This window comes from Streptomyces sp. NPDC058284 (assembly GCF_042881135.1).
Taxonomy (GTDB): domain Bacteria; phylum Actinomycetota; class Actinomycetes; order Streptomycetales; family Streptomycetaceae; genus Streptomyces.
This window is the reverse complement of the sequence record NZ_JBHVYE010000025.1, coordinates 38954-61765: the sequence shown is the minus strand read 5'-3', so window position 1 is coordinate 61765 and position 22812 is coordinate 38954. Positions and strand designations below refer to the sequence as shown.

The window sequence follows — 22812 nt, the reverse complement described above, 5'->3', positions numbered from 1 at the left end:
CCGTATAGACGCCGGAGGACCGGCCCGGGTCCGTTGTCACCCGTGTGGCCCAGCGCGGGTACGGCATCACACGATGGGGTCACCCGGTCGGCGCCCGTGGGGCGGCGCGGCCGAACGCACGCGCCACCGACGGGCAGGGTTTCGCCGGCACACCGAAGGGCCGGTCCGTGGAAGAGGTGACCGGCCCTTGCCTGCTCGAACGGCTGCCCGGGGCGCGCCCGTGGAAGGGAGAGGCCCTACTTGCCTAGGGGGAGTCCGCCGAGGAGCCCGGCGGGGCCGCCGCCCTCGTTCAGGCCCTCCGTGATGCCCTTGACCGCGTTGACGACGGAGTCCTCGTTCTCGGTGTCGAGCATGTTCGTGCCCACCGGCTTGGTCTTGAGCAGGGACTGGCCGGTGAGGGCGTCGAGACCGCCGTTGAGGCTGGTGGGCGCCAGGTCGCCGGCGAACGCAGGCGCGGCGGAACCGGCGATGGCGATCGAACCGGCAAGGACTGCGGCAGCCTTCAGGGCCTTCATCATGTTCCTTTCTTTGGCAACGCGTGTCGCCCGTGGGAGAACCGTTCAGGCATCGATTGCCTGGTGTCTCTCTTCACGGGGACCAACGAGCACCGGCCGATGCGGAAACCCCTGTGCCGCAAACTTCCCCCGGCCCGCTGGGGAAGAATTCCCATGCCATTCTCATATCAACCGGCCGATGCATACGGGCGTTTGCCGCCCCGGATTTTTGGGCCGTGACTAGAGGCCGGCCGCGGATGTGCCGCCGCCTTGCAGGGGAGTGAGGCCGAGGTTCACCGCGCTGGTGATGACCGTCGGGGTCTGCGTGAGGACGGCTTTGACGTCACCGGCCTCGGCGGCCTTGGTCAGTGCGTCGATCGCCTTCTGCAGCGCGGCGGCGGCGTCGCCCTTGGGGTCGACCGGTCCCCTGTCGAATGCGAGGGGTGCCTTGGCCGGGGGCTGGGCGGGCGGCTGGGCGGCGGCGAACGCCTTCTGGATCGCGTCGGCGTGCTTCTTGGCGTCCTCGGGGGAGAGCTTGTTGTCCTTCGCCGTGAGCACCGCGTGGAGCAGGTTCAGGACGGGGGCGATGACCCCGCCGAGGTCGTCGAGCTGCTGGGCCCGGGTGCGGTCGGGTGAGGCGTCGCCCTGGGAGGCGAAGGCCGGGCCGGCCGTGCCGAGAAGCAGCGTCGCGCACAGGGTGGTGGTCGCGATACGCCGTACGGGCAGAGCGCGCATGAGTGGTTCCCTTCCGGTGATGCGTCAGATCTTGTGATCACCGTGGGATCGGCCCACGCCGCCCGCAACCGAGCGGTCGCGCGACGTACCGGCCGTGCCTGTGCGGCGCGAGCATCCGCGCAGGTGGGAACTGGATGTGACGGGCAGTCGGCTGACGGTGGCGCGGCCCCCCATTCGGGGCACGGCCCGCGCCGGTACGCGAAGCGGCCGCCCCCGCCAGTACGGGGACGGCCGCCGCGGTCGGACGGTGCGTCAGTCGTTGACGCAGGTGTTGCCGAACGCCGGGTTCAGCAGACCGATGACGTTGATGCTGTTGCCGCACACGTTCACGGGGATGTGGATCGGCGCCTGCACGTTGTTGCCCGAGATCACGCCGGGGGAGTTGGTGGCGGCACCCTGCGCGCCGCTGTCCGCGGCAGCGACACCCGCGGTTCCGGCCACGGCGGCGGCGGCGACGGCGGACAGGGCAAGAGCCTTGGTGGTACGCGACATGGAGTGCTGCTCCTTGGTGATGTTGCCAGGGACGGGAGGGATACCCGTCTGGAGGGATCAACTGCTGAGCGGCACGACGAGTTGTGCGCCCAGACGGGTGATGCTGCGTCCGATCCATTGCGGTGCCGCGGTCGCGGGCCGCCGGGCGCGCCGCGACCTCCGCTCGCTCCGCCGGGCCGCCGCCCGGGTGCGCGGTCGCCCGACTGCCACGTCCTTCACCGTTCCGACACACGCGCCGAGGTTGACCGACTTGTCCGCTTCAGCGGCTACAGTTGCGCTTCCCTTTAGGGCATTCCAGTCATATGCGTTCAGATTCGTTCATTGCTCGCGAATCCCCCAACTCCGCTGTGGTTCGAGTCTCCACACTCCGGAAGCACCGCACCGGCCACGCGCTGCCACTGACTCAAGGGAGTCGCGCATGCCTCTGCCCTCAGCACTCGCTCCCCCGCGGGTCCTGCACGTCAGCCAGCCCGTGGACGGCGGCGTGGCGCGGGTCGTCGTCGACCTGGTCACGGCGCAGGCCGCCGCGGGCACCGACGTACACGTGGCCTGCCCCGAGGAGGGCTTCCTGCCCCGGGCGTTGGGCGCCCTCGGCCCCGCCGTCCGCGTACACCCCTGGGCGGCGACCCGCTCCCCCGGACCCGGCCTGCGGGCCGAGACCAGGGAGTTGAAGCGCATCGTCGACGCGACGGGGCCCGCGCTCGTCCACGCGCACAGCGCCAAGGCCGGGCTCGCCGCGCGCCTCGCGCTGCGCGGCAGCGTGCCCACCGTGTTCCAGCCGCACGCCTGGTCGTTCGAGGCGGTCGGCGGCGTCACCGCGCTCCTCGCCCGGCTCTGGGAGCGCCGCGCGGCGCGGTGGACGACGCGCATCGTCTGTGTCAGCGAGGCCGAGTGGGTCACCGGACGGCGGGCGGGCGTCGCGGGCTCCTACTCGGTGGTCCCCAACGGCGTGGACACCGACCGCTTCACGCCCACCGCGCCCGGCCGGGCGCCCGACGTGAGCGTTCCGCTGGTGGTGTGCGTCGGCAGGCTCTGCCGGCAGAAGGGGCAGGACGTGCTGCTGCGCGCCTGGCCCGCGGTGGCCGCGCAGGTCCCCCACGCCCGCCTGGTCCTCGTGGGGGACGGGCCGGACGGCGAACGGCTGCGCGCCCAGGCCGGGCCGCGGGTGGCCTTCGCCGGGGAGGCGGCCGACGCGGCCCCCTGGTACCGGGCCGCCGACGTGGTCGTACTCCCCTCGCGCTGGGAGGGCATGGCGCTGGCGCCGCTGGAGGCCATGGCCTGTGCCCGCCCGGTCGTGGTCACCGACGTGGACGGGGCGCGGGAGAGCCTGCCGCCGTCCCACCGCGGGCACGCCCTCGTACCGCCGGAGGACCCCGAAGCGCTGTCGCGGGCCCTGCTCGCCCTGCTGCGGGACGGGGAGCTGCGCGACTCGCTGGGGCGGCGGGGCCGTCGGCACGTACTGGACCACCACGACGCACGGCACACCACGGCCGCCATCGACGCGGTGTACGGCGAGCTTCTGGGCACGGCGCCCACCGGACACAGGGAGTGCACCACCACGTGAGTGCGGAACGGACCGTTGCCTCCTCATCCAGTCAGCCGCGGCAGGACACCCAGGCCCCGCCCGGGTCCTTCGTCGTCGCGCCACGCGAAGCCATGGGCCATCGCGCGGGGGCGTCGGCGCGGACGCCCGCCCGCAGACGGCGTTCGGCCGCCGCCCTCGTGGCCGTCGACTGCGCCGCCGCTTTACTGAGCCTGTTGCCGCTCGACGAGCCGCGGCAGCGGGCCGTCCTCGCGCCGCTGCTCGTGGCCGTGGTGCTGATCCTGAACGCGCGGGGCCGGCTGTACGAGTACGCCGCGCTGCCCGACACGCTCGGCCGGGCGCCGTCGCTCGCCGGGCGGATCGTGCTCGGCTGGTCCTTCACCGCGGTCCTCGCCCCGGCGCTGACCGCGTCGGTCCTGCCCGCTCCGGGGCCGCTCGCCCCTGAGGCCCTCCTCGGCGCGGCCACCCTGCACTGCCTGCTGAGCCTCTGCGGGCGCGCCCTGGTCCACCGGCACCGGCGCTCCCGCGCCGTGCGCAGGCCCCGGCCGGTCCTGGTGCTCGGTCCGAGCGGCCCGGCGCGCGGCGTGGCCGCCGCGCTGCTGCGGCGGCCGGGCTGCGGCATGCGCCCGGTCGGCATCCTCGGCGAGAGCGCGGAGCACCGGCAGGACGAGGAGGGCCGCGGCGGCGACACCGAGGGGACGCCGGGGCCCGAGCTTCCGGTGCTCCGCACGGAGGACGAACTCCACCGCGCGGTGATCCAGAACGACATCGGCGGTGTGTTCCTGCTCGCCGACCGCGGCCCCGCGTTCGCCGGCTGGCTGCCCGCGCTGAGCGGCCTCGGCTGCGACCTGTGGGAACTCGACCCGCGCTGTCCGGACATCGCGCCCGCGCCGGGCGGGCCCACGGAGTACGTGGCCGGGTTCGCCTGCCGCCCCCTGCTGCCCACCCGGGCCCGCGGGACCGGCGTCGGCAAGCGGCTCCTCGACGTCACCGTGTCGGGCGTCCTGCTCCTGGTGGCCGCGCCGGTCCTCGCGGTGTGCGCCCTGGTGCTGCGCGCCGTGGAGGGCCCCGGCGTGATCTTCCGGCAGGAACGCGTCGGCAAGGACGGCGAGTTGTTCACCCTGCTCAAGTTCCGTACCCACCGGCCCGCCGACCCGCAGGAGGCCGCGACGCGGTGGAGCGTCGCCGACGAGCAGCGCATCAGCCCGTTCTGCCGGTTCCTGCGGGGCACGTCGCTCGACGAGCTCCCGCAGCTGTGGAACGTACTGCGCGGCGACATGAGCCTGGTCGGACCGCGGCCCGAACGCCCGTTCTTCGTCGCTCAGTTCAGCCAGGCCCATCCGGACTACGCCCACCGGCACCGCATGCCGACCGGCATCACCGGCCTCGCCCAGATCCACGGCCTGCGCGGGGACACCTCCATCGAGGACCGGTGCCGCTTCGACAATGCCTATATCGACAGCTGGTCGTTCTGGCAGGACATGTGCATCCTGCTGCGCACCGTCGGCTGCCTCGTACGCCGCACGGGGAGCTGAGAAGTGACCCACCTCCCGGCCCCCTCCCCCGCCCTGCCCGCCACCCGCCCGCACACCGTGGTGCCGCCCCTGCTGCGCCGGTACGCCCCGGTCCTCCCTGTGGTGCTCCTCGTCGCGCTGCTCGCCCTGCCGGTGCCCGCCGAGGGAGCCACGTCCGGCGGCGGCACCGGGACCGTGGCCGACGCGGTGTCCGCCCTCGTCGTCGGCCACTGCGTCCTGCGCGCCGTGCGGGCCCGCCGACGCCCGCTGACCCGCACCGCCGCGGTGCTGTTCGGCATGCCGGTCGTCGGGATCACCGTGGCCGCCTTCGGCGCCTCGTCCGCCGCGACCGGAGTCGCCGGGGCCGCGCGCTACCTGCAGATCTTCGTGCTGGTCCCGGCCGCCGTGCTGCTCCTGATCCGCGACGCGTCCCACTTCCGCCTGCTGGCCTGGTCGTTCGTCGCGCTGGGGCTCTGGCAGGGCGTCATCGGCGTGCACCAGTACCTGACCGGCACCGGCGCCTCGTACATGGGCGAGGACATCCGCGCGGTGGGCACGTTCGGCTCCACGGACGTCATGGGGATGGCCACGGTCGTCTCGTACGGACTCATCAGCTCGCTGGCCCTGGCGCACCGCCCCCGCGCGCCGCGCCAACGGACGGCCGCGCTCGTGTGCGCGGCCCTGCTGACCGTGCCGCTCGCCCTGTCGTTCAGCCGCGGGGCGTGGATCGCCACGGCGGCGGGCTGCGCCGCGGTGCTGCTGCTCGCCGGGGTGCGCAGGGCGGCCAGGGCCCTGCTCGCGGCGGGTGCGGCGGCCGTCGTCCTGGTGGCCGGGCTCGGCGTCGGCTCGGCCATGCTCCAGGAGCGCCTCAGCAGCATCACGCAGGTGACGGACGCCCCCGACCAGTCGGTCACCGACCGCTACACGATGTGGGCGGCCTCCGCCGACATGTGGCGCGCGCACCCGGTGACCGGGGTGGGCCTGAAGGGGTTCCCCGGCCACCGCGACAGCCACGCCTCGCTGGCTCTGTCCTCCGGCAGCGACACCGCGGGGGCCGGCAGCGGCTTCGTGCGCCAGCCACTGCTCTCCCCGCACAACATGTACCTGCTCGTCCTCGGTGAGCAGGGGCTGCTCGGCCTCACCGCGCTGGCGGGCTGCTGGGCGGGGCTCGTGGTGTGCGGGGTGCGCCGCTGGAAGGGGCAGCGGGCCCGGCGGGACGGTCCCGACGGCCCCAGCGGCCCCGGCGGGCCGGAGCTGGACTGCGCGCTGGTCGCCTGCGGGCTGCTGGCCTGGCAGCTGGTCGACTTCATGTACGCCGACATCGGCGGCCCCTCCACCGTCCTGACCGCGGGCGCCCTCGGCCTCATCGCCTGGTGGTCGGTGGGCCTGCGCGGCGGGCCGGGAGAGGCGGACGCGCGATGACGACCGTGCCGCCGGAGGTGGCCCCGGAACCGGCTGCGGCAGCCACCACGACGGCCGGGACCGGAAGTGGAATCGGAACTGGAAGTGTCAGTGGAACCGGAACCGGAACCGGAACCGTCGGGGCCGGCGCGGGTGAGGCGGCCGGGAAGTCCGGCGGTTCGTTCCTCGCCAAGGCCGCCATCGTCACGGCCGTGCTGTCCATCGCGGGGTCACTCCTCGGCCTCGTACGCGACCAGGCGCTGGCGCACTTCTTCGGCGCGGGGACCGACACCGACGCCTTCCTGGTGGCGTGGACGCTGCCCGAACTGGCCGCGACCCTGCTCATCGAGGACGGCCTCGCCTTCTTCCTCGTCCCCGCGTTCAGCCTCGCGCTCGCGCGCCGCGCGGACACCCCGGCCGCCGCCACCGACCCCGTCCACGCTCTCGTGCGGGCGTCGCTGCCTCGCATGGCGCTCTGGTTCGCGGGTGCGGGCGCCCTGCTCATCGCGGCGGCGCCCTACCTGGTCGCGGTCCTCGCCCCCGGCCTCCCCGACCCCCGCCTGGCGGTCGACTGCACGCGCCTCACCGCCACCTGCGCCCTCACGTTCGGTCTGGCCGGCTACTGCAGCGCGGCGCTGCGGGCCCACCACCGGTTCGTGGCGCCCGCGGCGGTCTACGTCGCGTACAACGCGGCCATCATCGCCGCCCTGTTCGCCCTCGCGGCGCCGCTGGGCGTGCGGGCCGCGGCGGCGGGCGTGGCGGTGGGCGGCGCGCTCATGGTCGCCGTCCAGGCCCCGTCGCTGTGGCGCCAGCTGCGGTCGGCACCGGGTCCCGCGCCCGTACCTGTGCCCGTACCCGTACCCGTACGGGCAGCTGAACCGGAATCTGAGTCGGAACCCGAATCGGAATCTGTACCGGCGCCGGAACCCGCGCCGGCCCAGGCGCTCCAGACCACCATCATCTGGACCGTCCTCCTCTTCGCGCTCTGCCGCCAGTCGCAGGTGCTCATCGAGCGGTTCCTCGCCTCGTCGCTGCCCGCCGGCGCCATCTCGCACCTGAACTACGCGCAGAAGGTCGCGCAGATGCCGATGGTGCTCTCCCTCATGGTGTGCACCGTCACCTTCCCCGTGGTCGCGCGGGCCCTGGCCAACGGCGAGACGGAACGCGCCCGCGAGCGCGTGGAACGCGACCTCGTCCTGGCCGGATGCATGGTGCTTCTCGGTGCCGCGGCCGTCATCGCCGCCGCGCCCCCGCTCATCGAACTGCTCTTCCAGCGCGGCGCCTTCACCACGCGGGACACCGCCGCCACCGCCTCGGTCATGCGCGTCTACGCGCTGGGCCTGCTCGGCCACACGCTGGTGGGCGCGCTCGCCCGCGCCCACTTCTCGGTGGCGAGGACCACCTGGGTCCCGCTCGGCGCGATGGTCACCGGCGTCGTCACCACCGCGGGGCTCGGCCTCCTGACCGTCGGTGCCTGGGGCGTCCGCGGGATCGCCGGGGCCAACGCGGTCGGCATCTGCGTCGCCGCACTGCTCCTGCTGCGCGGCACCGGCCCGCACACCGTGGCCGTCAGGAAGCGCGTCGTCGTCGGCCGCCTTGGCCGGCTGGTGCTCGCCGCGGGCGGCGCGGCGGTGCTCGGCGCCCTGTGCACCGGGCGGATGGCGGGGCCGCCCGCCGCCGCCGTCCTCGCGAGCTGCGCGGTCGTGACCGTCTCCTTCGCACTCCTGGGCCTGCTCCTGGGGGCGCAGCCCTGGCCGTCCGCCCTCCGCTCCGTGACCAGAAAGCTCCGCCATGTCCGTTGACCTCACCCCGTCCGACCCGCCCACTCCGCCGACCCCGTCCACCCCGTCCGGCACGGAGCCGTTCCTGCGGTTCCGGCCGCCCCGCACCCCGGCGTGGGTGGCGATGTACCACTCCGTCGCGGACCCGGCCGACGACCCGTACGGGATCACCGTCGCGCCGGAGCGCCTCGCCGGGCAGCTGCGCTGGATGCGGCGCAACGGGCTGCGCGGCGTGTCGATGAAGTACCTGTTCGAGGCGTGCGCGCAGGGGCAGGAGCACAACCTCGTCGGCCTCACCTTCGACGACGGGTACCGCGACTTCGTCGACCACGCGCTGCCGTTGCTGCGGCAGCACGACTGCACCGCCACCGTGTTCGTGCTGCCCGGCCGCCTCGGCGGGGAGAACGCCTGGGACCCGCTCGGCCCGCGCAAACCGCTCCTGGACGCCGAAGGCATCCGGCACATCGCCGAGAGCGGCATGGAGATCGCCTCGCACGGGCTCACCCACGTCGACCTGACCAAGGCCGACGACCGCCTCCTGCGCCGCGAGGTCGGCGGCAGCCGGGCCGCGCTGTACGCCCTGACCGGCCGTGAGGTGCAGGGGTTCTGCTACCCCTACGGCCACGTCGACGCCCGCGTGACGGCCGCGGTGCGCGAGGCCGGGTACCGCTACGCCTGCGCGATCGCCCCCGGCGCCCTCGCCGGCCCCCTCGCCCTGCCGCGCGTCCACATCGGCCAGGGTGACTCGGCCTGGCGCATGCGCCTGAAGCTGCGCACGAACCGGCTCAGGCGCCGCGTCCTCGACCGCTCGGCGGTGTTCGACGAGCGCTCGGCGGTGTTCGGGTGAAGGTCCTGCACATCATCACCGGGCTCGGGGTGGGCGGCGCGGAGCTGCAACTGCGCCTGCTGCTGCGCCACTTGCCGACCCCGTGCGACGTCGTCGCGCTGACCGACGCGGGCACGGTGGCGCGGGGCATCGCTGCCGACGGCATCCGGGTGACCGACCTCGGCATGTCCGGCAACCGCGACGTGGCGGCGCTGCCGCGCCTCGTCCGGCTCATCCGCGCGGGCCGCTACGACGTCGTGCACACCCATCTCTACCGGGCCTGCCTGTACGGACGCGTCGCGGCCCGGCTCGCGGGGGTGCGGGCGGTGGTGGCCACGGAACACTCCCTCGGCGACTCCCAGATGGAGGGCCGGCCGCTGACCGCGGGGGTCCGCGCGCTGTATCTGGCCGGGGAGCGGCTCGGCCGGATGACGGTCGCGGTCTCGCCCGCCGTCGGGGCGCGGCTGCACCGCTGGGGCGTGCCGCGCAGGCGCATCCGGGTGGTGCCCAACGGCATCGAGGTGGAGCGCTTCCGGTTCGATCCGGCAGCCCGGGTGCGTACGCGCGACCGACTGGGGCTGCCCGCCTCGGCCTTCGTCGTCGGCGGCGTGGGACGGCTGGCGCCCGGCAAGCGGTTCGACGTGCTGCTGCGGGCGGCCGCCGCACTGCCCGAGGACGTCGTCGTACTGCTCGTGGGGGGCGGGCCCGAGGAGCAGGGCCTGCGGCGGCTCGCGCAGCGGCTCGGCATCGCGGGGCGGGTGCGGTTCGCCGGTGAGTCCGCCCACGAGGGCGGTGGCGCGGACCGCGTACCGGACCTGCCTTCCCTGCTGTCCGCCATGGACGCCCTCGCCTCCCCCTCCCCCGAGGAGGCCTTCGGCCTGGCGCTCGTGGAGGGCCTGGCCAGCGGGCTGCCCGTGCTGTACGCGTCCTGCCCGGCCCTGGAGGGCCTCAGCGCGGGCGAGCGGTCCGGCGCCGCGTACTGCCCGAGCGATCCGGACTCCTTCGCACGAGCCCTGAGGGGGCTGCGCGAGGACGTCCCGCCGCACCGCTCGGCCCCGGCCGCGGTGCGGCACTACAGCATCACCCGAAGCGCCGAGCAGCTGATGGGCGTGTACGCGTCCCTCGTGCCCGGCCCGACCCCGGAGGTGAACCCTCGATGAGCGACTCCGTGAACGAGCGACCGCGCATCGGCGACCTGCGAGCCCGCCTCGCGCGGCTGCCCCGCTGGTGGGCCCTGCCGGCCTGCGCGGCCCTCGGACTGGTGACGGGCGCCGGGTACGGCGCGCTCCAGACCCCGCAGTACACGGCCACGAGTTACGTCGTCGCCGTATCGCAGGAGAAGGCGGACCCGGCCACGGCCCTTGGATTCGCCCAGGCGTACGGCCGGGTGGCCACGCAGCTCGCCGTCCTCGGCGACGCCCAGGTGGCCGCGGGCATGTCACCGGCTCAGCTGCAGGACAGCGTGCAGGTGGTCACCTCGCCCGACGCGCCGATGATCGCGGTCTCCGCGACCACCGAGCAGCCCTCCTCCGCCGCCCTCACCGCCAACGCGGTGGCGCGGTCGCTGGCCAGGAGCGCCAACCACTCCAAGGGCAGCACCCGCGTCAAACTCCTGGCGTTCTCCCGCGCCCTGGAGCCGAACGCGCCCTCCTCGCTCTCCACCGGCGTGACCACCCTGGTCGGCGGGTGCGCCGGCGGTCTGCTCGGCGGCCTCGCACTGCTGGTCCGCCCCCGTGGACGTACGGAGCAGGCGTCCGGCCTCTCCGTCCCCGGGCCCGCGTCCGCGCTGGTGCGGAGCGCCCCGTGAGTGCGGCGCCCGGCGAGCGACCGCGGGCCGAACTGTGCGTGGACCAGGACGAGTTCGAGGCGCTGGCCGAACCGTGGGGGCGGCTGCACCGGTCGTGCCCGGCGGCGACACCGTTCCAGAGCCATGCCTGGCTGTCGTCCTGGTGGCGTTCGTACGGCCGTCCCGGGCGGCTGCGGGTGGTCCTGGTCCGCGACGGCGGGCGGCTGATCGCGGCGGCGCCGCTGATGCGGGTGGACACCCCGGTCCCGGCGCTGAAGCCGCTGGGCGGCGAGATCTCCGACTTCACCGACGTCCTGCTCGACGACGCGCACCGCGAGGCGGGCACGGAGGCGCTCCTCGCGGGTCTTTACGCGCTGGCGAGGACCGCGGTGGTCGACTTCGGCGAAGTCAGGCCCGGCGCGTGTGTGGAGAGCCTGTACGAGCGGTGGCCGGGGCCGCGGCGCACGCTGGCCGACTCGGCCTGCCTGGAGCTGCCCGCGCTGCCGATGGACGGACTGCTCAAGCGGCTTCCGGCGCCGCGCGCGCAGCGCACCCGGGCCAAGATCCGCAAGCTGGCGGCGCTGGGGGTGGAGAGCCGGGTCGTCCCCGTCGAGGAGGTGGAGACGTCGGTGCGGACGCTGCTGCACCTGCACCAGTTGCAGTGGCAGGGCCGCAAGGTGACCGCCGAGCACCTCCAGCCGCGGTTCCACGAGCACCTGCTCCGCTCCATGCGCCCGATGGTCGCGGCCGGGGAGGCGGTGGTGACCGAGTTCCGGCTGGACGGCGAGGTGCTGGCCGCGGATCTGACGCTGCTCTCGGGCACGCTGGCCGGCGGCTATCTGTACGGCGCCCACCCCCGGCTCAGGGAGCGCAAGGTCGATGTCGCCACGATGCTCCTGGACGCCTGCACCCGCCACACCGGCGGCGAGCACCCGCGCGCGCTGAGCCTGCTGCGGGGCAACGAGTCCTACAAGCACCACTGGCGGCCCGAGCCGGTCCACAACCGGCGCTTCCTGCTGGCCCGCAGGCGCACGTCGCCGCTGGTGTGCGCGGTGGCCTGGGGCGCGGCGGGCCGCGAGTGGGCGAAGCGGCGGCTGCGCGAGCGCGCGGCGCGCGGCGGCGGAACCTCGTCGTGACGATTCGCGCCGCCGCGCCGCCGCGAGCTTCTCAGGGGCGCTTCAGGGCGTGCCACCAGTCGATGCGCAGGCACAGCCCGCCCGTCCAGTATTCGACCCAGTCGCCGAGCTCCACCGGCGTGCAGAGCGGGGCCTTCGCGGGCTCGTCCGGCCGGGTCGGCACGGTGGGCGCGGTCGGCACGGTGGGCACCGTCGGCTCAGCCGACTCAGCCGGCAGCGCTTCGCGGCCCGAGAGCAGGTCGCGGTAGACCTTGGCGGCGGCGGGATTCTCCTTGCACTGCCACACCCCGTGCGGGCAGTAGTCGGTGACGGTGTTGTACAGCGGCTTCTTCTCGTCGATCCAATTCAGCATGCGGCGCATGTACACGTCGTTGTCGCCGTTGCGGAACAGGCCCCATTCCGGATACGAGATGGGCTTGTTGTGCTCCTTCGCGAAGTCCACGTGCCGCTGCAGCCCGTAAGGCTCCGAGATCTGCTCGTCGAACGGCATTCCCTGCGGCTGGTCGTACGAGTCCATTCCGATGATGTCGACGACGTCGTCCCCGGGATAGCACTGCGTCCAGGGAACCGCGTCCCGCCCTCTGCTCGGCGTGAAGTCGAACCGGAATTTCTGCCCCGGTACCGCACGCATCGCGGTGACGACCCTGTTCCAGTACTTCTTCCACGACTCCGGGTCAGGACCGCAGCGATGGGTGTACGTCGTGCCGTTCATCTCCCAGCCGAGCACGATGACCGTGTCGGGGACGCCGAGGGCGACGAGGCGTTCGGCAAGCGTATGGAAGTGCTGGTCGAACTCACCGGCGGCGCCCTGCCGCAGCATCCGCTGCACCTCGGCGTCGCCGACCCCTTCCTCGTTGCGTTCGAGCATCGGGACGTTCAGGACGAAGAGCCGATCGTCCTTCTGCTTGCGCCACTCGGCCCACTTCTCCAGGAAGTTCGGGGCGCCCTCGATGTTGCTCCAGCGATCGCCCGGAAGATAGGTGTGGCCGACCCGCAGTTCGGCGCCGTCGAGCCATTTGCTCAGCTCGCTCATGCGCTCGACCCCGCGGGGGCCGTAGTCGAGGTACGCGCCGAAGGCGGGCGTCTTCGGCGCGGTCGCGGGTCCCCCCGGAGGTTCGCCGTCGCGTACGACGCCCACCGTGTGTCCCGGCACGGATGCCAGGGCCACCGACGAGACGATTCCAGCAGCGATGAAGGCGAGACGTTTACCGCGCTGACGACGCTGTGGGGACATATCAGCTCCTCGTTCTACGACCGTTCCCGACCGCACCTCTCTGACAATCCGTCATATGTATTTCTATTGCGCCAAACGGGTTTCTAATCCTTAGTTCCCCCACATCGCCCGCATGGGCGATCGATAAGCGAGGATGACGTTGCAGCCTCTCGATACACGCATTCCTGCGGTCCTCCTGCGGATCGACAGGAATCCCTTTCACCACGGAACCCTCGGTGCCGTGCGTTCGCTGGGACGGGCGGGCGTCGAGGTCCACCTGGTGGCCGACGACCACGAAAGCCCCGTACGACGGTCCCGGTACCTGCACCAGCTGCACGCGCCGCCCGCCCCCGGAGCGTCCCTGGCCGAGGTGGCCGCCGTACTGCGCCGGGTCTCGCACCGCCTCCCCGGCCCCGCCGTGCTGATCCCCCTCGACGACGCGGGCGCCCTCGCGGTCGGCGCCCTGTACGACGAGCTCACCGGCCTCTTCCTGCTGCCCCGGGCGGGCGACAACGTCGCCGAGCGGGTCGCGGACAAGGCGACCCTGGCCCAGGTCTGCGCGCAGGCCGGTGTGGCCCACCCGGCGACGCTGGCCCCGGAGTCCGCCGCCGAGGCCGCGGGCGCCGTGCGCCGGCTCGGCGCCCCCGCCGTGGCGAAGTGGAGCCGCCCCTGGCTGCTGCCCCGCGACACCGGACTGCGCAGCACCACCGTGATCGGCTCCCCGCGCGAGGCCGCCGCGCTGTTCGACCGCAGGGCAGAGGCGGGCAGCCCCCTGCTGCTCCAGGCGTTCGTTCCCGGGGCGCGCGGCGCGGACTGGTTCGTGCACGGCTGCGCGGGCCGGGACGGTGTCGTACGCGGCGGCGGCACGGGCCGCAAGCACCGCTCCTGGCCGCGCTCCGCCGGTCTCACGGTGCGCGGCGAGTGGGCCGCGGAACCCGGCCTCTGGTCGGCCGCCACGCAGATCGTGGCGGCCCTGGAGTACCGGGGGATCTTCGACATGGACTTCCGCAGGGACGCCACGACCGGCGACTACCACCTCATCGACTTCAACCCGCGCCCCGGCGCCCAGTTCCGCCTCTTCGCGGACGGCACCGGCACGGACGTCGTCCGCGCCCTCCACCTCGACCTGACCCACCGCCCCGTACCGCCGGCAGCGCCCCTGCCCGGCCGCACCTTCGTCGTGGAGAACTACGCCCCGCTGACCGCGCTGCGTGCCCTTCCCCGGCCGTTCCCGCGCGCGAAGTCACCGTCCGGCGAGCTCGCCTGGCACGCCGCCGACGACCTCGCGCCCGGGTCGGCCCTGCGCCGCCTCTGGGGCCGCCACGTGCTGCGGCGGCTGCGCGACGGCCTCACCCACCGCTTGGGCACCGTCCTGACCTTCCTTTCGAGCAGGGCGCGGGAGCACGCACCCGCCGTCCTGCCCGGCACGCCGAACAGAGAGCGAGCAGTCACCGATGCATGACCTGCTGATCGTCGGCGCGGGTCCCTACGGCCTGTCGATCGCCTCGCACGCCGCGGCGGCCGGCCTCGACGTGCGGATCTTCGGCCGGACCATGGCGTCCTGGCGCGACCACATGCCGCGCGGCATGTTCCTGAAGTCCGAGCCCTGGGCCTCCGACCTCTCCGACCCCGCGGGCCGGTACGGCCTGGCCGCCTACTGCGCCCGCGAGGGCCTGCCCGCCGAGCACGGCCGGCCGCTGCCCATCGAGCACTTCGCGTCCTACGGTCTCTGGTTCGCCGAGCGGGCCGCCCCGCCGGTCGACGAACGCCTCATCGCCTCCGTACGGCTCACCCCCGGCGGCTACGAGGTGCGCACCCGGGACGGCGAGGTCTGCCGCGCGCGGGCCGTGGCCCTCGCGGTGGGCGTGCTGCCCTTCACGGAGATCCCCCAGGCCGTACGTGGCCTCGGCGCCGACCACGTCTCGCACAGCAGCCACCACGCCGACCTGCGCCGCTTCCGCGGCCAGGACGTGACGGTGCTCGGCGCCGGGCAGGCGGCCCTGGAGACGGCGGCGCTCCTCGCGGAGCAGGGCACCCGGGTACGGATCGTCGCCCGGTCCCCGCACGTGTCCTGGAACACCGCGCCCGCGCCCTGGCGGCGGCCGTGGTGGGAGTCGGTGCGCGCCCCGCACACCGGCCTCGGCTGCGGCTGGCGCAACGCGTTCTACGCGCGGACCCCGAACCTCTTCCGGCGCCTGCCCGAACAGGCCCGCGCCCGGGTCGCCGCGGGCGCGCTCGGCCCGGCCGGGGCGTGGTGGATCAGGGAACGCGTCGAGGCCGGCGTCGAGGTGCGGACCGGCCACCGCGTCGAGTCGGCCGCGCTCGCCGACGGGCGCGTACAGGTGCGGACGGCCGCTCTCACCGGCGAGGGCCTGCGGTTCGCGACGGACCACGTCATCGCCGCCACCGGCTTCCGGGCGACGACCCGCCGCATCGACGTCCTGGCCCCCGAGGTCCGCACCCGCCTCCACTGTCTGGCGGACGGCACCCCGTACGTCAGCGACCGCTTCGAGACGTCCTGCCCCGGGCTCTTCCTGGCAGGACTGACGACGGCGTCGAGCTTCGGCCCCGCCATGCGCTTCGTGTACGGGGCCTCGTTCACCGCGGAACGGCTGGTGCGGGGCGTCGAACGGCATGTACGGCTACGGCACTTCCCGGCCGCTCTTCTGAGTGACAGGGCGGGCGAACGGGTGAACCGCGGTTCCGCCGAGAGCCGTCCAGTGATGCACTGAATGCGCTTCATGGGACAGGCACGGGTCGCTCCCCGCCAGCCGTCGGCAGTCATGCCGACGGGGAGCGACCACCCCAACGGGCCGGTCACCGCCTCCTTCCACGCCGAAAGGGAAGCCCTTCCGTCCGGGCTTCCCTTTCGGCGTGTACCGGATCGGACGCGGTGCGCCCGACCCCTTGCTCTACCGCCGGGTCCCGGCGAATCCACGCCGGTACAGAATCGCGCCGCCGAGCAGCAGCCCGGCGCCCGCCCCGACGAGCAGCGCGGGGTCCCCGCCCGTCATGGCCAGCTGGTCCTGTGCCGCGGCGGCCTGCGCGGGAAGGTGGACGCGGGTGCCGTGCGGCGTGTGGCGCGGCGCCGTCTCCGGCACCGCGGCGGGGTCCTCAGGGACCGTGTGACGAGGGGCGTGGGGCATGGCCCGGGGCCGCGGTTCGGGGGAGTGCGGCGCGGGCGGGGCGTCGGCGTGCGGCGGGGCGCTGTGCGGGGCGTCCGGGTGCGGGGGCTCGCTCCCGCACTTGTTGCCGAGGGCGTTCGAGAGCGCGGCCACGATGCCCACCGTGTTGCCACAGGCCTTCACCGGCGCGTCCACCGGTGCGTGCGCGTTGTTGCCCGAGACGGCGCCGGGCGCGTCGGCCGCCGAGCCCTGGGCACCGGCGCCGCTCTGGCCGCCTTGTCCGGCCCGCGGCTCCGGCACCGTGGCGCTCTGCGTCGTCCGCGGGGACGCGGAGCCGTGCTGGGCGGGGTGGTGCGGGGCGGGGTGGTGCGGGGAAGAGCTGTGGTGGGAGCCGGCGGGGCCGCATTTGTTGCCGAAAGCCGGGTTGCCCACCGCGGCGGCGTTCACCGTGTTGCCGCAGGCGTTGACCGGTACTTCCAGGGGGGCCTGCACGTTGTTGCCCGACAAGATGCCGGGCGAGTCCGATGCCTGCCCGTCCGCTCCGGAAGTGGCGAACGCATGGGCGCCGGACAGGGACAGGATGCTCGTGGCAGCCGCGGCGGAGAGCATTCCTTTGCTGAGGGCCTGTCGCAATCTAGTGGTCTTTCTCTGTCCGTCGGGCAACCGGCCCTGGCGCCGGAAGGGCGGCCAGGGCCGGCTGAGGCACAGCAGGAACAGCTGAGCCGTTACGTCAGTCGTTGGCGCACTTGTTGCCGAACGCCGGGTTCAGGAGAGCGATGATGTCGACGGTGTTCCCGCACAGGTTGACGGGCACGTGGATGGGCACCTGCACGTTGTTGCCGGAGAGGACACCCGGGGAACCGACGGCCGCGCCCTCGGCACCGGCGTCGGCGAACGCCGGGGCGCCCAGGCTCAGCGCCATGAGGGCACCGGCGATAATCGTCGCGCTCTTCTTGAGCTTCACAGCTTTTCCCTTCTTTCGGGCCACGCCTAAACGGCGGCCGGAGCCGGGCGGGCATTCCCTGTTCCCGCGCCGCGACCTGAGCCCTACTCAACGAGTGGCCGGGACCGAAGAAACCGCCGTGTTGACACCATTCGGAAGTTCACTCGAATGCGAGGCGCCACTGAACGGTGGATTCGGACAGCGGAGTTCGCCGTGACATGAGAAAGCCCGGGCCGCCCGAGGAGGAAAAGGGCGGGCGACCCGAGCAGTCTCTACCGGGCGGTGGGTCAGCCGTTGTGCTGACCGTTGCCCGAGAGGATCGGCAGGTCGCTGAGGATGTGCGACAGCGGCTCGTCACCCTTGGCCTGCGTCGAGTTCTCGGTGCACTGCTGGGTCTGCGGCGCGGAGAGGATCGGGATGTCCTGGATTCCGACGTTGACGAGGGCGACGATGTTCTGGATGTTCGCCTTGACCGGGAGGCCGATGCAAGGCTTGTTCAGCGTGCCCTGGACCAGGGAGAGCTGCGGGCTCATGTCGCCCTTGGTGGCGGAGTTACCGAACGACTGCTCAGCACCGTTGCCGCTCAGCGACTGGGTGCCGGAGTCGTCACCGATGGCCATCGCCGGGGAAGCGATACCGGCCGCGGCCACCGCGGCCACTGCCATTGCCATTGCCTTCTGAAGCATTTGTGGATCCTTTTCTGGGGCAGACGCTCACGTTACTGCGGCCTGCTCAACTCCCCGCTCCACGTTTAGTTCCGGGCATTCACTCCATCGGATCGCCGGTGATCGACGCGACGACGAAATCACTCATCCACGCGAGCGGCCGCGCATTGGGCCATCGGAGTGAATTTCAGCAACCCCTCCAGTTCGGGGCAGTTGCTCATGATGCTCCGAGGACGGGGCTAACTCAGAGAGGAACACCTGTGATCAAGAAGGTTATGACCGCGGCTGCGGTCACGGCTTCCGTCGTCGGCATGTCCGCCGCCGCCGCGCCCACGGCCCTCGCCACCGGCAACGACAGCGGTACCGAGACCATGAGCGGCAACAACGCCATGCAGTCGTTCGGCAACTCCGCCACGCACGGCAACATGAGCCCTCAGATGGCGCTCATCCAGGGCTCGTTCAACAAGCCCTGCATCGCCCTGCCGGCCAAGGCCAACATCCAGAACATCGTCGGCCTCGTCAACATCGGCCTTCAGGACATCCCGATCCTCTCCGCGCCGCAGACCCAGCAGTGCACGGAGAACTCGACGCAGGCCAAGGGCGACGAGCCGCTCTCGCACATCCTGGAGGACATCCCGCTGCTCTCGGGCAACGGCGTCAGCAACCACTGACACACCCGCACGCCCTTCGGTGGGCCGCCATCTTCCACTTCGGCGGCCCACTGCCGTATCTCAGTTCCTGGGCCAGGGGTCGCGCTCGACCAGCCTCCGCCACTCGGGATCGGGCCGGCCCGGAACGGTCTTTCCCTGCGCGTACCAACTCCGCAGCACGGAATCGTAGATGGGGTCGGTGCGGCACTCCGGGGACTGTCTGCTCGTCGGAATGACACCCAGCCGCTGCCATGGTCCTGTGCGGTCAGCCATTTTTCCTCGCCGAGAGTGGGGAGCGTCTCCGTCTTCGTTCCTGCCGAAGTGCGCGACGAAACGGTGCCGTTGAGGGGAAAGCTGACGTTCGCCGAAGATCAGCATATTTATCCCCCGAACAGTGCAATCGCCGCAACTCCCGTCCCATAGCTCAGTTGATCACCATGCGGCTCCGGAGTGGAGCCTCACTCGAAGGGAACTCCTCACCATGAAGAAGCTGCTCGCAACGACCCTCGTCGCCCTGTCCGCCGCCGGCCTGGCCGCCACCGCGACCCCGCAGGCCATGGCCATCGGCGACGACTCGAACACCCAGTCGGTCAGCGGAAACGGCGCCGGGCAGTCGTTCGGCAACTCCGCGACGAAGGGCAACATGAGCCCGCAGATGACCCTGGTCCAGGGTTCGCTGAACAAGCTCTGCGTCGGCCTCCCGGCCAAGGCCAACATCCAGAACATCGTCGCCCTCGTCAACGTCGGAATCCAGGACCTCCCGATCCTCTCCGCGCCGCAGACCCAGCAGTGTGTCGAGAACTCGACGCAGGCCAAGGGCGACGAGCCGCTCTCGCACATCCTGGAGGACATCCCGCTGCTCTCGGGCAACGGCGTCGACAACCACTGATTCGAGCGCACCCCCATGGCCGGGGGCAGTGCCGGGGAAGGCCCGTACGCAGGTGACGGCGCCTTCCCCGGACCCGCGTCGGTGTCACCCGTCCGGCCCAGTCCGGCGGGCGGCCATCCGTAGGACCCTTCAGCGTGGTGAGCGTTCGCGCACGCACTTTCGATGCGTGCGCACGCACCCACACCGAAGGGTCTGACCATGAAGCGCATAGCCCGCGCCGTGTCCATCGCCGGCATCACCGCGGCACTGGCCGTCCCGGCCGTCGGCGTCGCCGCCGCGGCCCCCGCCGTCACCGCCGCTCCGGCCGCCCAGCAGGCCGCCGGCGACTGGGACGACGACTGGGACCACCACCACGGTCACCACCATCACCACTACTACAACCACGACCACCTGCTGGACATTGGGCTGCTCTGACGGGCACGGCTTCGCGGTGGCCGCCACGGGTCTCCCCGTGTGCGGCCACCGCGCGTTTCATCCCATTCGGACCAATCATCCGCATCGATGCGTGTGGGCCCACGGTCGGAGGGCAACCGAAGAGAAACAGCCCCCATCAAGATCGGTGGAAGTGATGCGCTGTGACAATCGACAGCACGCCGGACACCGCACTCCTCACCTGTCCCCGCAGCCCCGGCGCCGCCCGGGATGTCGTACGCGCCCTGCTGTGCCAGGGCACCCATCGCATCGGTGACCTGGCCGTCGCCGACGCCGTCCTCGTGACCTCGGAACTGGTCACCAACGCCATCCGGCACGGCGGCGGACTGCGCGGCTTCGAGTGCCGCATGAGGTCCGGATCCGTCGAGATCGCCGTCGAGGACGGCAGCGACGAGGTCCCGGTGACCCGCCCCAGGCCGAGCCCCCTGATGAGCGGCGGACACGGCTGGCCCTCCGTGTGCCGCCTTGCCGACGACGTGACCGTGACGCGCCTGCCCTGCGGCGGGAAACGCATCGTCGCCCGCGTGCCACTGGCGGCGTGAGCCCGCGGCCGCACCGGCCACCCTGCTGGACCAGCGGACCCGCCCCTCACCGTGTGCCTGCCGGGCGAAGCGGACGACGACGGGGTTCCATGAAGCGATACGCCTCCCGATCCGGCGTATCCCGTCATCACCTGTCACCATCCGCCTACCTGGAAGGGCCGGTTACGCCGTGCAGCGAATCCTGAAGACCATGCTCGTGACAGCGACGGCCGCGACGGCGGCGCTGGCGCCCGGCGCGGCGATCGCCGCCGAGCGGCACGCGGTCACCGTGGAGAGCACGGCCCGCACCAGTGCGGACGGTTCGAGAGCCGTCCTCTCCGGCACCTACACGTGCGAGGGCTACACCGGCACCGTGCGGCTCAAGGTCTCGCTCCGTACGGACCAGTCGCGACCGCTCACCCCCGCGGAGACCGCGACGGTGCAACACGTCTTCCAGTGGCTGGGCGTCCCCGGCGTCCCCGTCCCGACGACGAGCTCCTCGAACAACCTCAGCGAGCAGTCCCACCCCGTCTCCTGCGACGGCAGCGCCACGCCCCACCGCTGGGAGAGCACCTTCTACGGGCCGGGTGCGAAGGGCAGCAAGGCGAAGGTCAAGGTGACGCTGACCGGCAAGGACCCCCGTACGGCCGAGGTGCGCAACCTCGCCGAGACGGCGGGCGAGGTGACGTTCGCCTGACTCCGGGCGGCCTGGTCCGCAGGCCGGGTCATACGCGGCCGGTCACCGTCACCGAGACGCGCGGTGGCCGTGACCGGCCGTCCCGCCGCCGCAGCACCTCGGTCACCGCGGCGCGCACCTCACGGGTGACGTCCACGGCACGGTGGCCCCGGTGCAGGACGACGTGGATGTCGGCGTGCCGGACATGGGCGTCACCTGTGCGGGTGAGTCGTACGCCCGAGGAACGGGACGGCGTGCGCAGGGCGGACCGGAGGAGGTCGGCGAGGCCCGGTCGCAGGAAGGCGACGCCCGGCGTGGCGAGCACCGCTTCCCGGACGGCTTCGGTGAGGTCGGCGTCGGTGGCGTCGGCCGGGACCTCGGGGGTGAGTCGTTCGGTCACGGCTGCCGCCGCCTCTCCACGCCGTCGTCGTCGGTGACGCGGGCACTGTCGGTGATATCGGTGATGTCGGTGATCGTCACGTCGATGGCCGCGACGCGCATGCCCAGTTCGGCGTCGACCGCCTCCAGGGCGCGGTGGCGGACCCGCTCCGCGACCTCCTGGAGATTCCGGGTGAGGGCCACGGCCACCGCCAGGCGGATGCGCACAGGAGCGCGGGAGCCGCGCGAGCCGCGCGACGCCGAGGTGGCGGTGCGGTCCTCGCCGGTGAACGGCTCGATGCGGCAGCTGCCCGCCCGTACCCCCGGCACGGTCTCCGCGGCGGCGCGGACGGTCCGGGCGGCGGCGGCCTCCACGATCCACGCGTCCTCGTCCTCCTCGCCGAGCGGAAGGGTGCGGCCGGGCCGCAGTTCGAGGCGGACCACGTCCATGACGCGGCCGACGAGCGCCGAGGCGTCCGGCTCCGCCTCCCGCGGTTCCGCCTCGCGGGCGGCGGAGACGACGTCCTCCAGGCTCCGCAGCGTGTCCAGGGCGTCGGCGCAGTGCGGGCAGGTGGCGGCGTGCGGATCGCTCCCGCCGCTCTCCGCGCGCTCCCAGACGCCCCACACGTCGCGTCCGCAGGGCAGGAACTCGTTGGGTTCGCCCGCCATCTCTCCGTCCCGCATCTCTCCGCCCGGCATCTCTCCGGTCGGCATTCCTCCGCTCGGCATCTCTCCGCCCGGCGTTCCTCCGCTCGGCATCTCTCCGCCCGGCCCTCGCTCCTCGTTCACCGCCATGCGGCCATCGCCTCCGTGAGATAGCGCCGTGCCCGGAAGACCCGGCCCCGTACCGCCTCCGGGCTGATGCCGACCGTCTCGGCGATGGTCTCGTAGGCGACGCCGTTGAGCTCGCGCAGCACCCAGCACACCCGCTGTTCCGGGGACAGCCCCTCCATCGCCCTGCCGAGCGCCACCACGGCGGCGTGCGACTCGGCGACCCGGGCCGGGGACGCCTCGTGCTCCGGTGCCTGCGGCTCGGGCACCTCCCCCAGGTCCACGGAGGGGCGGCGGGCCCGCAGGACGTTCAGGCACCGGTTCGTGACGATGCGGTGCATCCATGTGCCGAACCGCGCGTCCCCGCGGAACTCGGGCATCTTGCGCCAGGCGCTCACGAAGGATTCCTGCACCGCGTCCTCCGCCTCCGTCCGGCTGCCGAGCAGCCGGGTGGCGAGCCGCAGCAGTGCGGGCGCGTGGCGGCGCACGAGCTGCTCGAAGGCCTCTTCGTCGCCCTCGGCGGCCCGTACCGCCAGCAATCCGTCCTCGCGCAGGGCGGCTCCGCCCGCGGATTCCCGTACGGACTCGTCCGCGTCCTCGCGCGCGCTGTCCCGGTCCCCCGGCACCCGCGGCTCCTCTCACTCGGCTCGTACACCTATGACACTGCGCCGCCCGCCCGCGTTACGCGACGCGGACGCGTGATCCGGCGGGGAAGAATTTCGGCCGAGCCGCGTCACGAATCCCGTACGCGGGTGTCAGATGAGTGGCGGGCCGGGCACTCGGCTTTCACCGAGCGCTCGGTCGGCAGGCGCAGCGAACGGCTGCGGCCGCACGTGTGACA

General features: G+C 73.0%; 25 protein-coding genes. 15 read left to right on the top strand and 10 right to left on the bottom strand.

Annotated features, from left to right (window positions below; all coding sequences use genetic code 11):
• Nucleotides 1-236 precede the first annotated feature (236 nt).
• The 3 genes from ACFVYR_RS28895 to ACFVYR_RS28885 form a co-directional block, all read right to left on the bottom strand.
• Nucleotides 237-515 (bottom strand): hypothetical protein, encoded by a 279-nt coding sequence (locus tag ACFVYR_RS28895; protein WP_384262938.1) that lies wholly within the window; start codon nucleotides 513-515, stop codon nucleotides 237-239.
• A 219-nt stretch (nucleotides 516-734) separates the two neighbouring features.
• Nucleotides 735-1229, bottom strand: coding sequence for a hypothetical protein (locus ACFVYR_RS28890; protein ID WP_384262895.1), 495 nt, complete (start codon nucleotides 1227-1229; stop codon nucleotides 735-737).
• Nucleotides 1230-1481: 252 nt separating this feature from the next.
• Entirely contained in the window at nucleotides 1482-1721 is a 240-nt protein-coding gene (locus tag ACFVYR_RS28885) for a chaplin (RefSeq protein WP_384262898.1), read from the bottom strand.
• A 418-nt stretch (nucleotides 1722-2139) separates the two neighbouring features.
• Between ACFVYR_RS28885 and ACFVYR_RS28880 the strand changes: the two genes are divergently transcribed.
• The 8 genes from ACFVYR_RS28880 to ACFVYR_RS28845 are packed head-to-tail and all read left to right on the top strand — an operon-like array spanning nucleotide 2140 to nucleotide 11708.
• Entirely contained in the window at nucleotides 2140-3285 is a 1146-nt protein-coding gene (locus tag ACFVYR_RS28880; protein ID WP_384262900.1) for a glycosyltransferase, read from the top strand.
• Entirely contained in the window at nucleotides 3282-4799 is a 1518-nt protein-coding gene (locus ACFVYR_RS28875) for a sugar transferase (protein WP_384262903.1), read from the top strand. The genes ACFVYR_RS28880 and ACFVYR_RS28875 overlap by 4 nt, the downstream gene beginning before the upstream one ends.
• Before the next feature lie 3 nt (nucleotides 4800-4802).
• Entirely contained in the window at nucleotides 4803-6200 is a 1398-nt protein-coding gene (locus ACFVYR_RS28870) for an O-antigen ligase family protein (protein ID WP_384262905.1), read from the top strand.
• Nucleotides 6197-7981: a lipid II flippase MurJ gene (locus ACFVYR_RS28865; protein WP_384262908.1), complete on the top strand. Its 1785-nt coding sequence runs from the start codon at nucleotides 6197-6199 to the stop codon at nucleotides 7979-7981. The genes ACFVYR_RS28870 and ACFVYR_RS28865 overlap by 4 nt, the downstream gene beginning before the upstream one ends.
• Nucleotides 7971-8807, top strand: coding sequence for a polysaccharide deacetylase family protein (locus ACFVYR_RS28860; RefSeq protein WP_384262910.1), 837 nt, complete (start codon nucleotides 7971-7973; stop codon nucleotides 8805-8807). Before ACFVYR_RS28865 ends, ACFVYR_RS28860 begins: the two co-directional genes overlap by 11 nt.
• Nucleotides 8804-9946 (top strand): glycosyltransferase, encoded by a 1143-nt coding sequence (locus ACFVYR_RS28855; protein ID WP_384262913.1) that lies wholly within the window; start codon nucleotides 8804-8806, stop codon nucleotides 9944-9946. The genes ACFVYR_RS28860 and ACFVYR_RS28855 overlap by 4 nt, the downstream gene beginning before the upstream one ends.
• Nucleotides 9943-10593 carry a lipopolysaccharide biosynthesis protein gene (locus ACFVYR_RS28850; RefSeq protein ID WP_384262915.1) on the top strand — a complete coding sequence of 217 codons (651 nt, stop codon included), beginning with the start codon at nucleotides 9943-9945 and terminating at the stop codon, nucleotides 10591-10593. The genes ACFVYR_RS28855 and ACFVYR_RS28850 overlap by 4 nt, the downstream gene beginning before the upstream one ends.
• Entirely contained in the window at nucleotides 10590-11708 is a 1119-nt protein-coding gene (locus tag ACFVYR_RS28845) for a GNAT family N-acetyltransferase (protein ID WP_384262918.1), read from the top strand. Before ACFVYR_RS28850 ends, ACFVYR_RS28845 begins: the two co-directional genes overlap by 4 nt.
• Before the next feature lie 31 nt (nucleotides 11709-11739).
• Here the strand turns inward: ACFVYR_RS28845 and ACFVYR_RS28840 are convergent, their stop codons facing one another.
• A complete protein-coding gene (locus tag ACFVYR_RS28840; RefSeq protein ID WP_384262920.1) occupies nucleotides 11740-12942 on the bottom strand; it encodes a glycoside hydrolase family 26 protein in 1203 nt (400 codons plus the stop codon).
• Nucleotides 12943-13081: 139 nt separating this feature from the next.
• Here ACFVYR_RS28840 and ACFVYR_RS28835 point away from each other — a divergent pair, with 139 nt between their 5' ends.
• Both ACFVYR_RS28835 and ACFVYR_RS28830 read left to right on the top strand, forming a co-directional pair.
• Nucleotides 13082-14383 carry an ATP-grasp domain-containing protein gene (locus ACFVYR_RS28835; protein ID WP_384262940.1) on the top strand — a complete coding sequence of 434 codons (1302 nt, stop codon included), beginning with the start codon at nucleotides 13082-13084 and terminating at the stop codon, nucleotides 14381-14383.
• Entirely contained in the window at nucleotides 14376-15653 is a 1278-nt protein-coding gene (locus ACFVYR_RS28830; protein WP_384262923.1) for an FAD-dependent oxidoreductase, read from the top strand. The genes ACFVYR_RS28835 and ACFVYR_RS28830 overlap by 8 nt, the downstream gene beginning before the upstream one ends.
• 180 nt (nucleotides 15654-15833) lie before the next feature.
• On the opposite strand, the gene ACFVYR_RS28825 is transcribed toward ACFVYR_RS28830, so the two are convergent.
• The 3 genes from ACFVYR_RS28825 to ACFVYR_RS28815 all read right to left on the bottom strand — a co-directional run bounded on the left by ACFVYR_RS28825 (nucleotide 15834) and on the right by ACFVYR_RS28815 (nucleotide 17675).
• A complete protein-coding gene (locus ACFVYR_RS28825) occupies nucleotides 15834-16655 on the bottom strand; it encodes a chaplin (protein WP_384262925.1) in 822 nt (273 codons plus the stop codon).
• Between the two features lie 121 nt (nucleotides 16656-16776).
• Nucleotides 16777-16968: a chaplin gene (locus ACFVYR_RS28820; protein ID WP_384262943.1), complete on the bottom strand. Its 192-nt coding sequence runs from the start codon at nucleotides 16966-16968 to the stop codon at nucleotides 16777-16779.
• A 308-nt stretch (nucleotides 16969-17276) separates the two neighbouring features.
• Nucleotides 17277-17675 (bottom strand): rodlin, encoded by a 399-nt coding sequence (locus ACFVYR_RS28815; protein WP_384262928.1) that lies wholly within the window; start codon nucleotides 17673-17675, stop codon nucleotides 17277-17279.
• A gap of 239 nt (nucleotides 17676-17914) precedes the next feature.
• Here ACFVYR_RS28815 and ACFVYR_RS28810 point away from each other — a divergent pair, with 239 nt between their 5' ends.
• The 5 genes from ACFVYR_RS28810 (at nucleotide 17915) to ACFVYR_RS28790 (ending at nucleotide 20843) form a co-directional block, all read left to right on the top strand.
• Nucleotides 17915-18325: a rodlin gene (locus ACFVYR_RS28810; RefSeq protein WP_384262930.1), complete on the top strand. Its 411-nt coding sequence runs from the start codon at nucleotides 17915-17917 to the stop codon at nucleotides 18323-18325.
• A 460-nt stretch (nucleotides 18326-18785) separates the two neighbouring features.
• On the top strand, nucleotides 18786-19193 hold the full coding sequence (locus tag ACFVYR_RS28805) for a rodlin (protein ID WP_384262933.1): 408 nt from the start codon (nucleotides 18786-18788) through the stop codon (nucleotides 19191-19193).
• 198 nt (nucleotides 19194-19391) lie between these two features.
• Nucleotides 19392-19607, top strand: coding sequence for a hypothetical protein (locus ACFVYR_RS28800; protein ID WP_384262936.1), 216 nt, complete (start codon nucleotides 19392-19394; stop codon nucleotides 19605-19607).
• 161 nt (nucleotides 19608-19768) lie between these two features.
• The gene (locus tag ACFVYR_RS28795) at nucleotides 19769-20167 is read left to right on the top strand and encodes an ATP-binding protein (protein ID WP_384260277.1); all 399 of its coding nucleotides are present in this window, start codon (nucleotides 19769-19771) and stop codon (nucleotides 20165-20167) included.
• 190 nt (nucleotides 20168-20357) lie between these two features.
• Entirely contained in the window at nucleotides 20358-20843 is a 486-nt protein-coding gene (locus ACFVYR_RS28790) for a hypothetical protein (RefSeq protein ID WP_384260280.1), read from the top strand.
• Between the two features lie 28 nt (nucleotides 20844-20871).
• On the opposite strand, the gene ACFVYR_RS28785 is transcribed toward ACFVYR_RS28790, so the two are convergent.
• The 3 genes from ACFVYR_RS28785 to ACFVYR_RS28775 form a co-directional block, all read right to left on the bottom strand.
• The gene (locus tag ACFVYR_RS28785) at nucleotides 20872-21222 is read right to left on the bottom strand and encodes an Asp23/Gls24 family envelope stress response protein (protein ID WP_384260282.1); all 351 of its coding nucleotides are present in this window, start codon (nucleotides 21220-21222) and stop codon (nucleotides 20872-20874) included.
• Nucleotides 21219-21914, bottom strand: a complete 696-nt coding sequence (locus ACFVYR_RS28780; RefSeq protein WP_384260284.1) for an Asp23/Gls24 family envelope stress response protein — start codon at nucleotides 21912-21914, stop codon at nucleotides 21219-21221. Before ACFVYR_RS28780 ends, ACFVYR_RS28785 begins: the two co-directional genes overlap by 4 nt.
• A 71-nt stretch (nucleotides 21915-21985) precedes the next feature.
• On the bottom strand, nucleotides 21986-22597 hold the full coding sequence (locus ACFVYR_RS28775; RefSeq protein ID WP_384260287.1) for an RNA polymerase sigma factor: 612 nt from the start codon (nucleotides 22595-22597) through the stop codon (nucleotides 21986-21988).
• Nucleotides 22598-22812 lie beyond the last annotated feature (215 nt).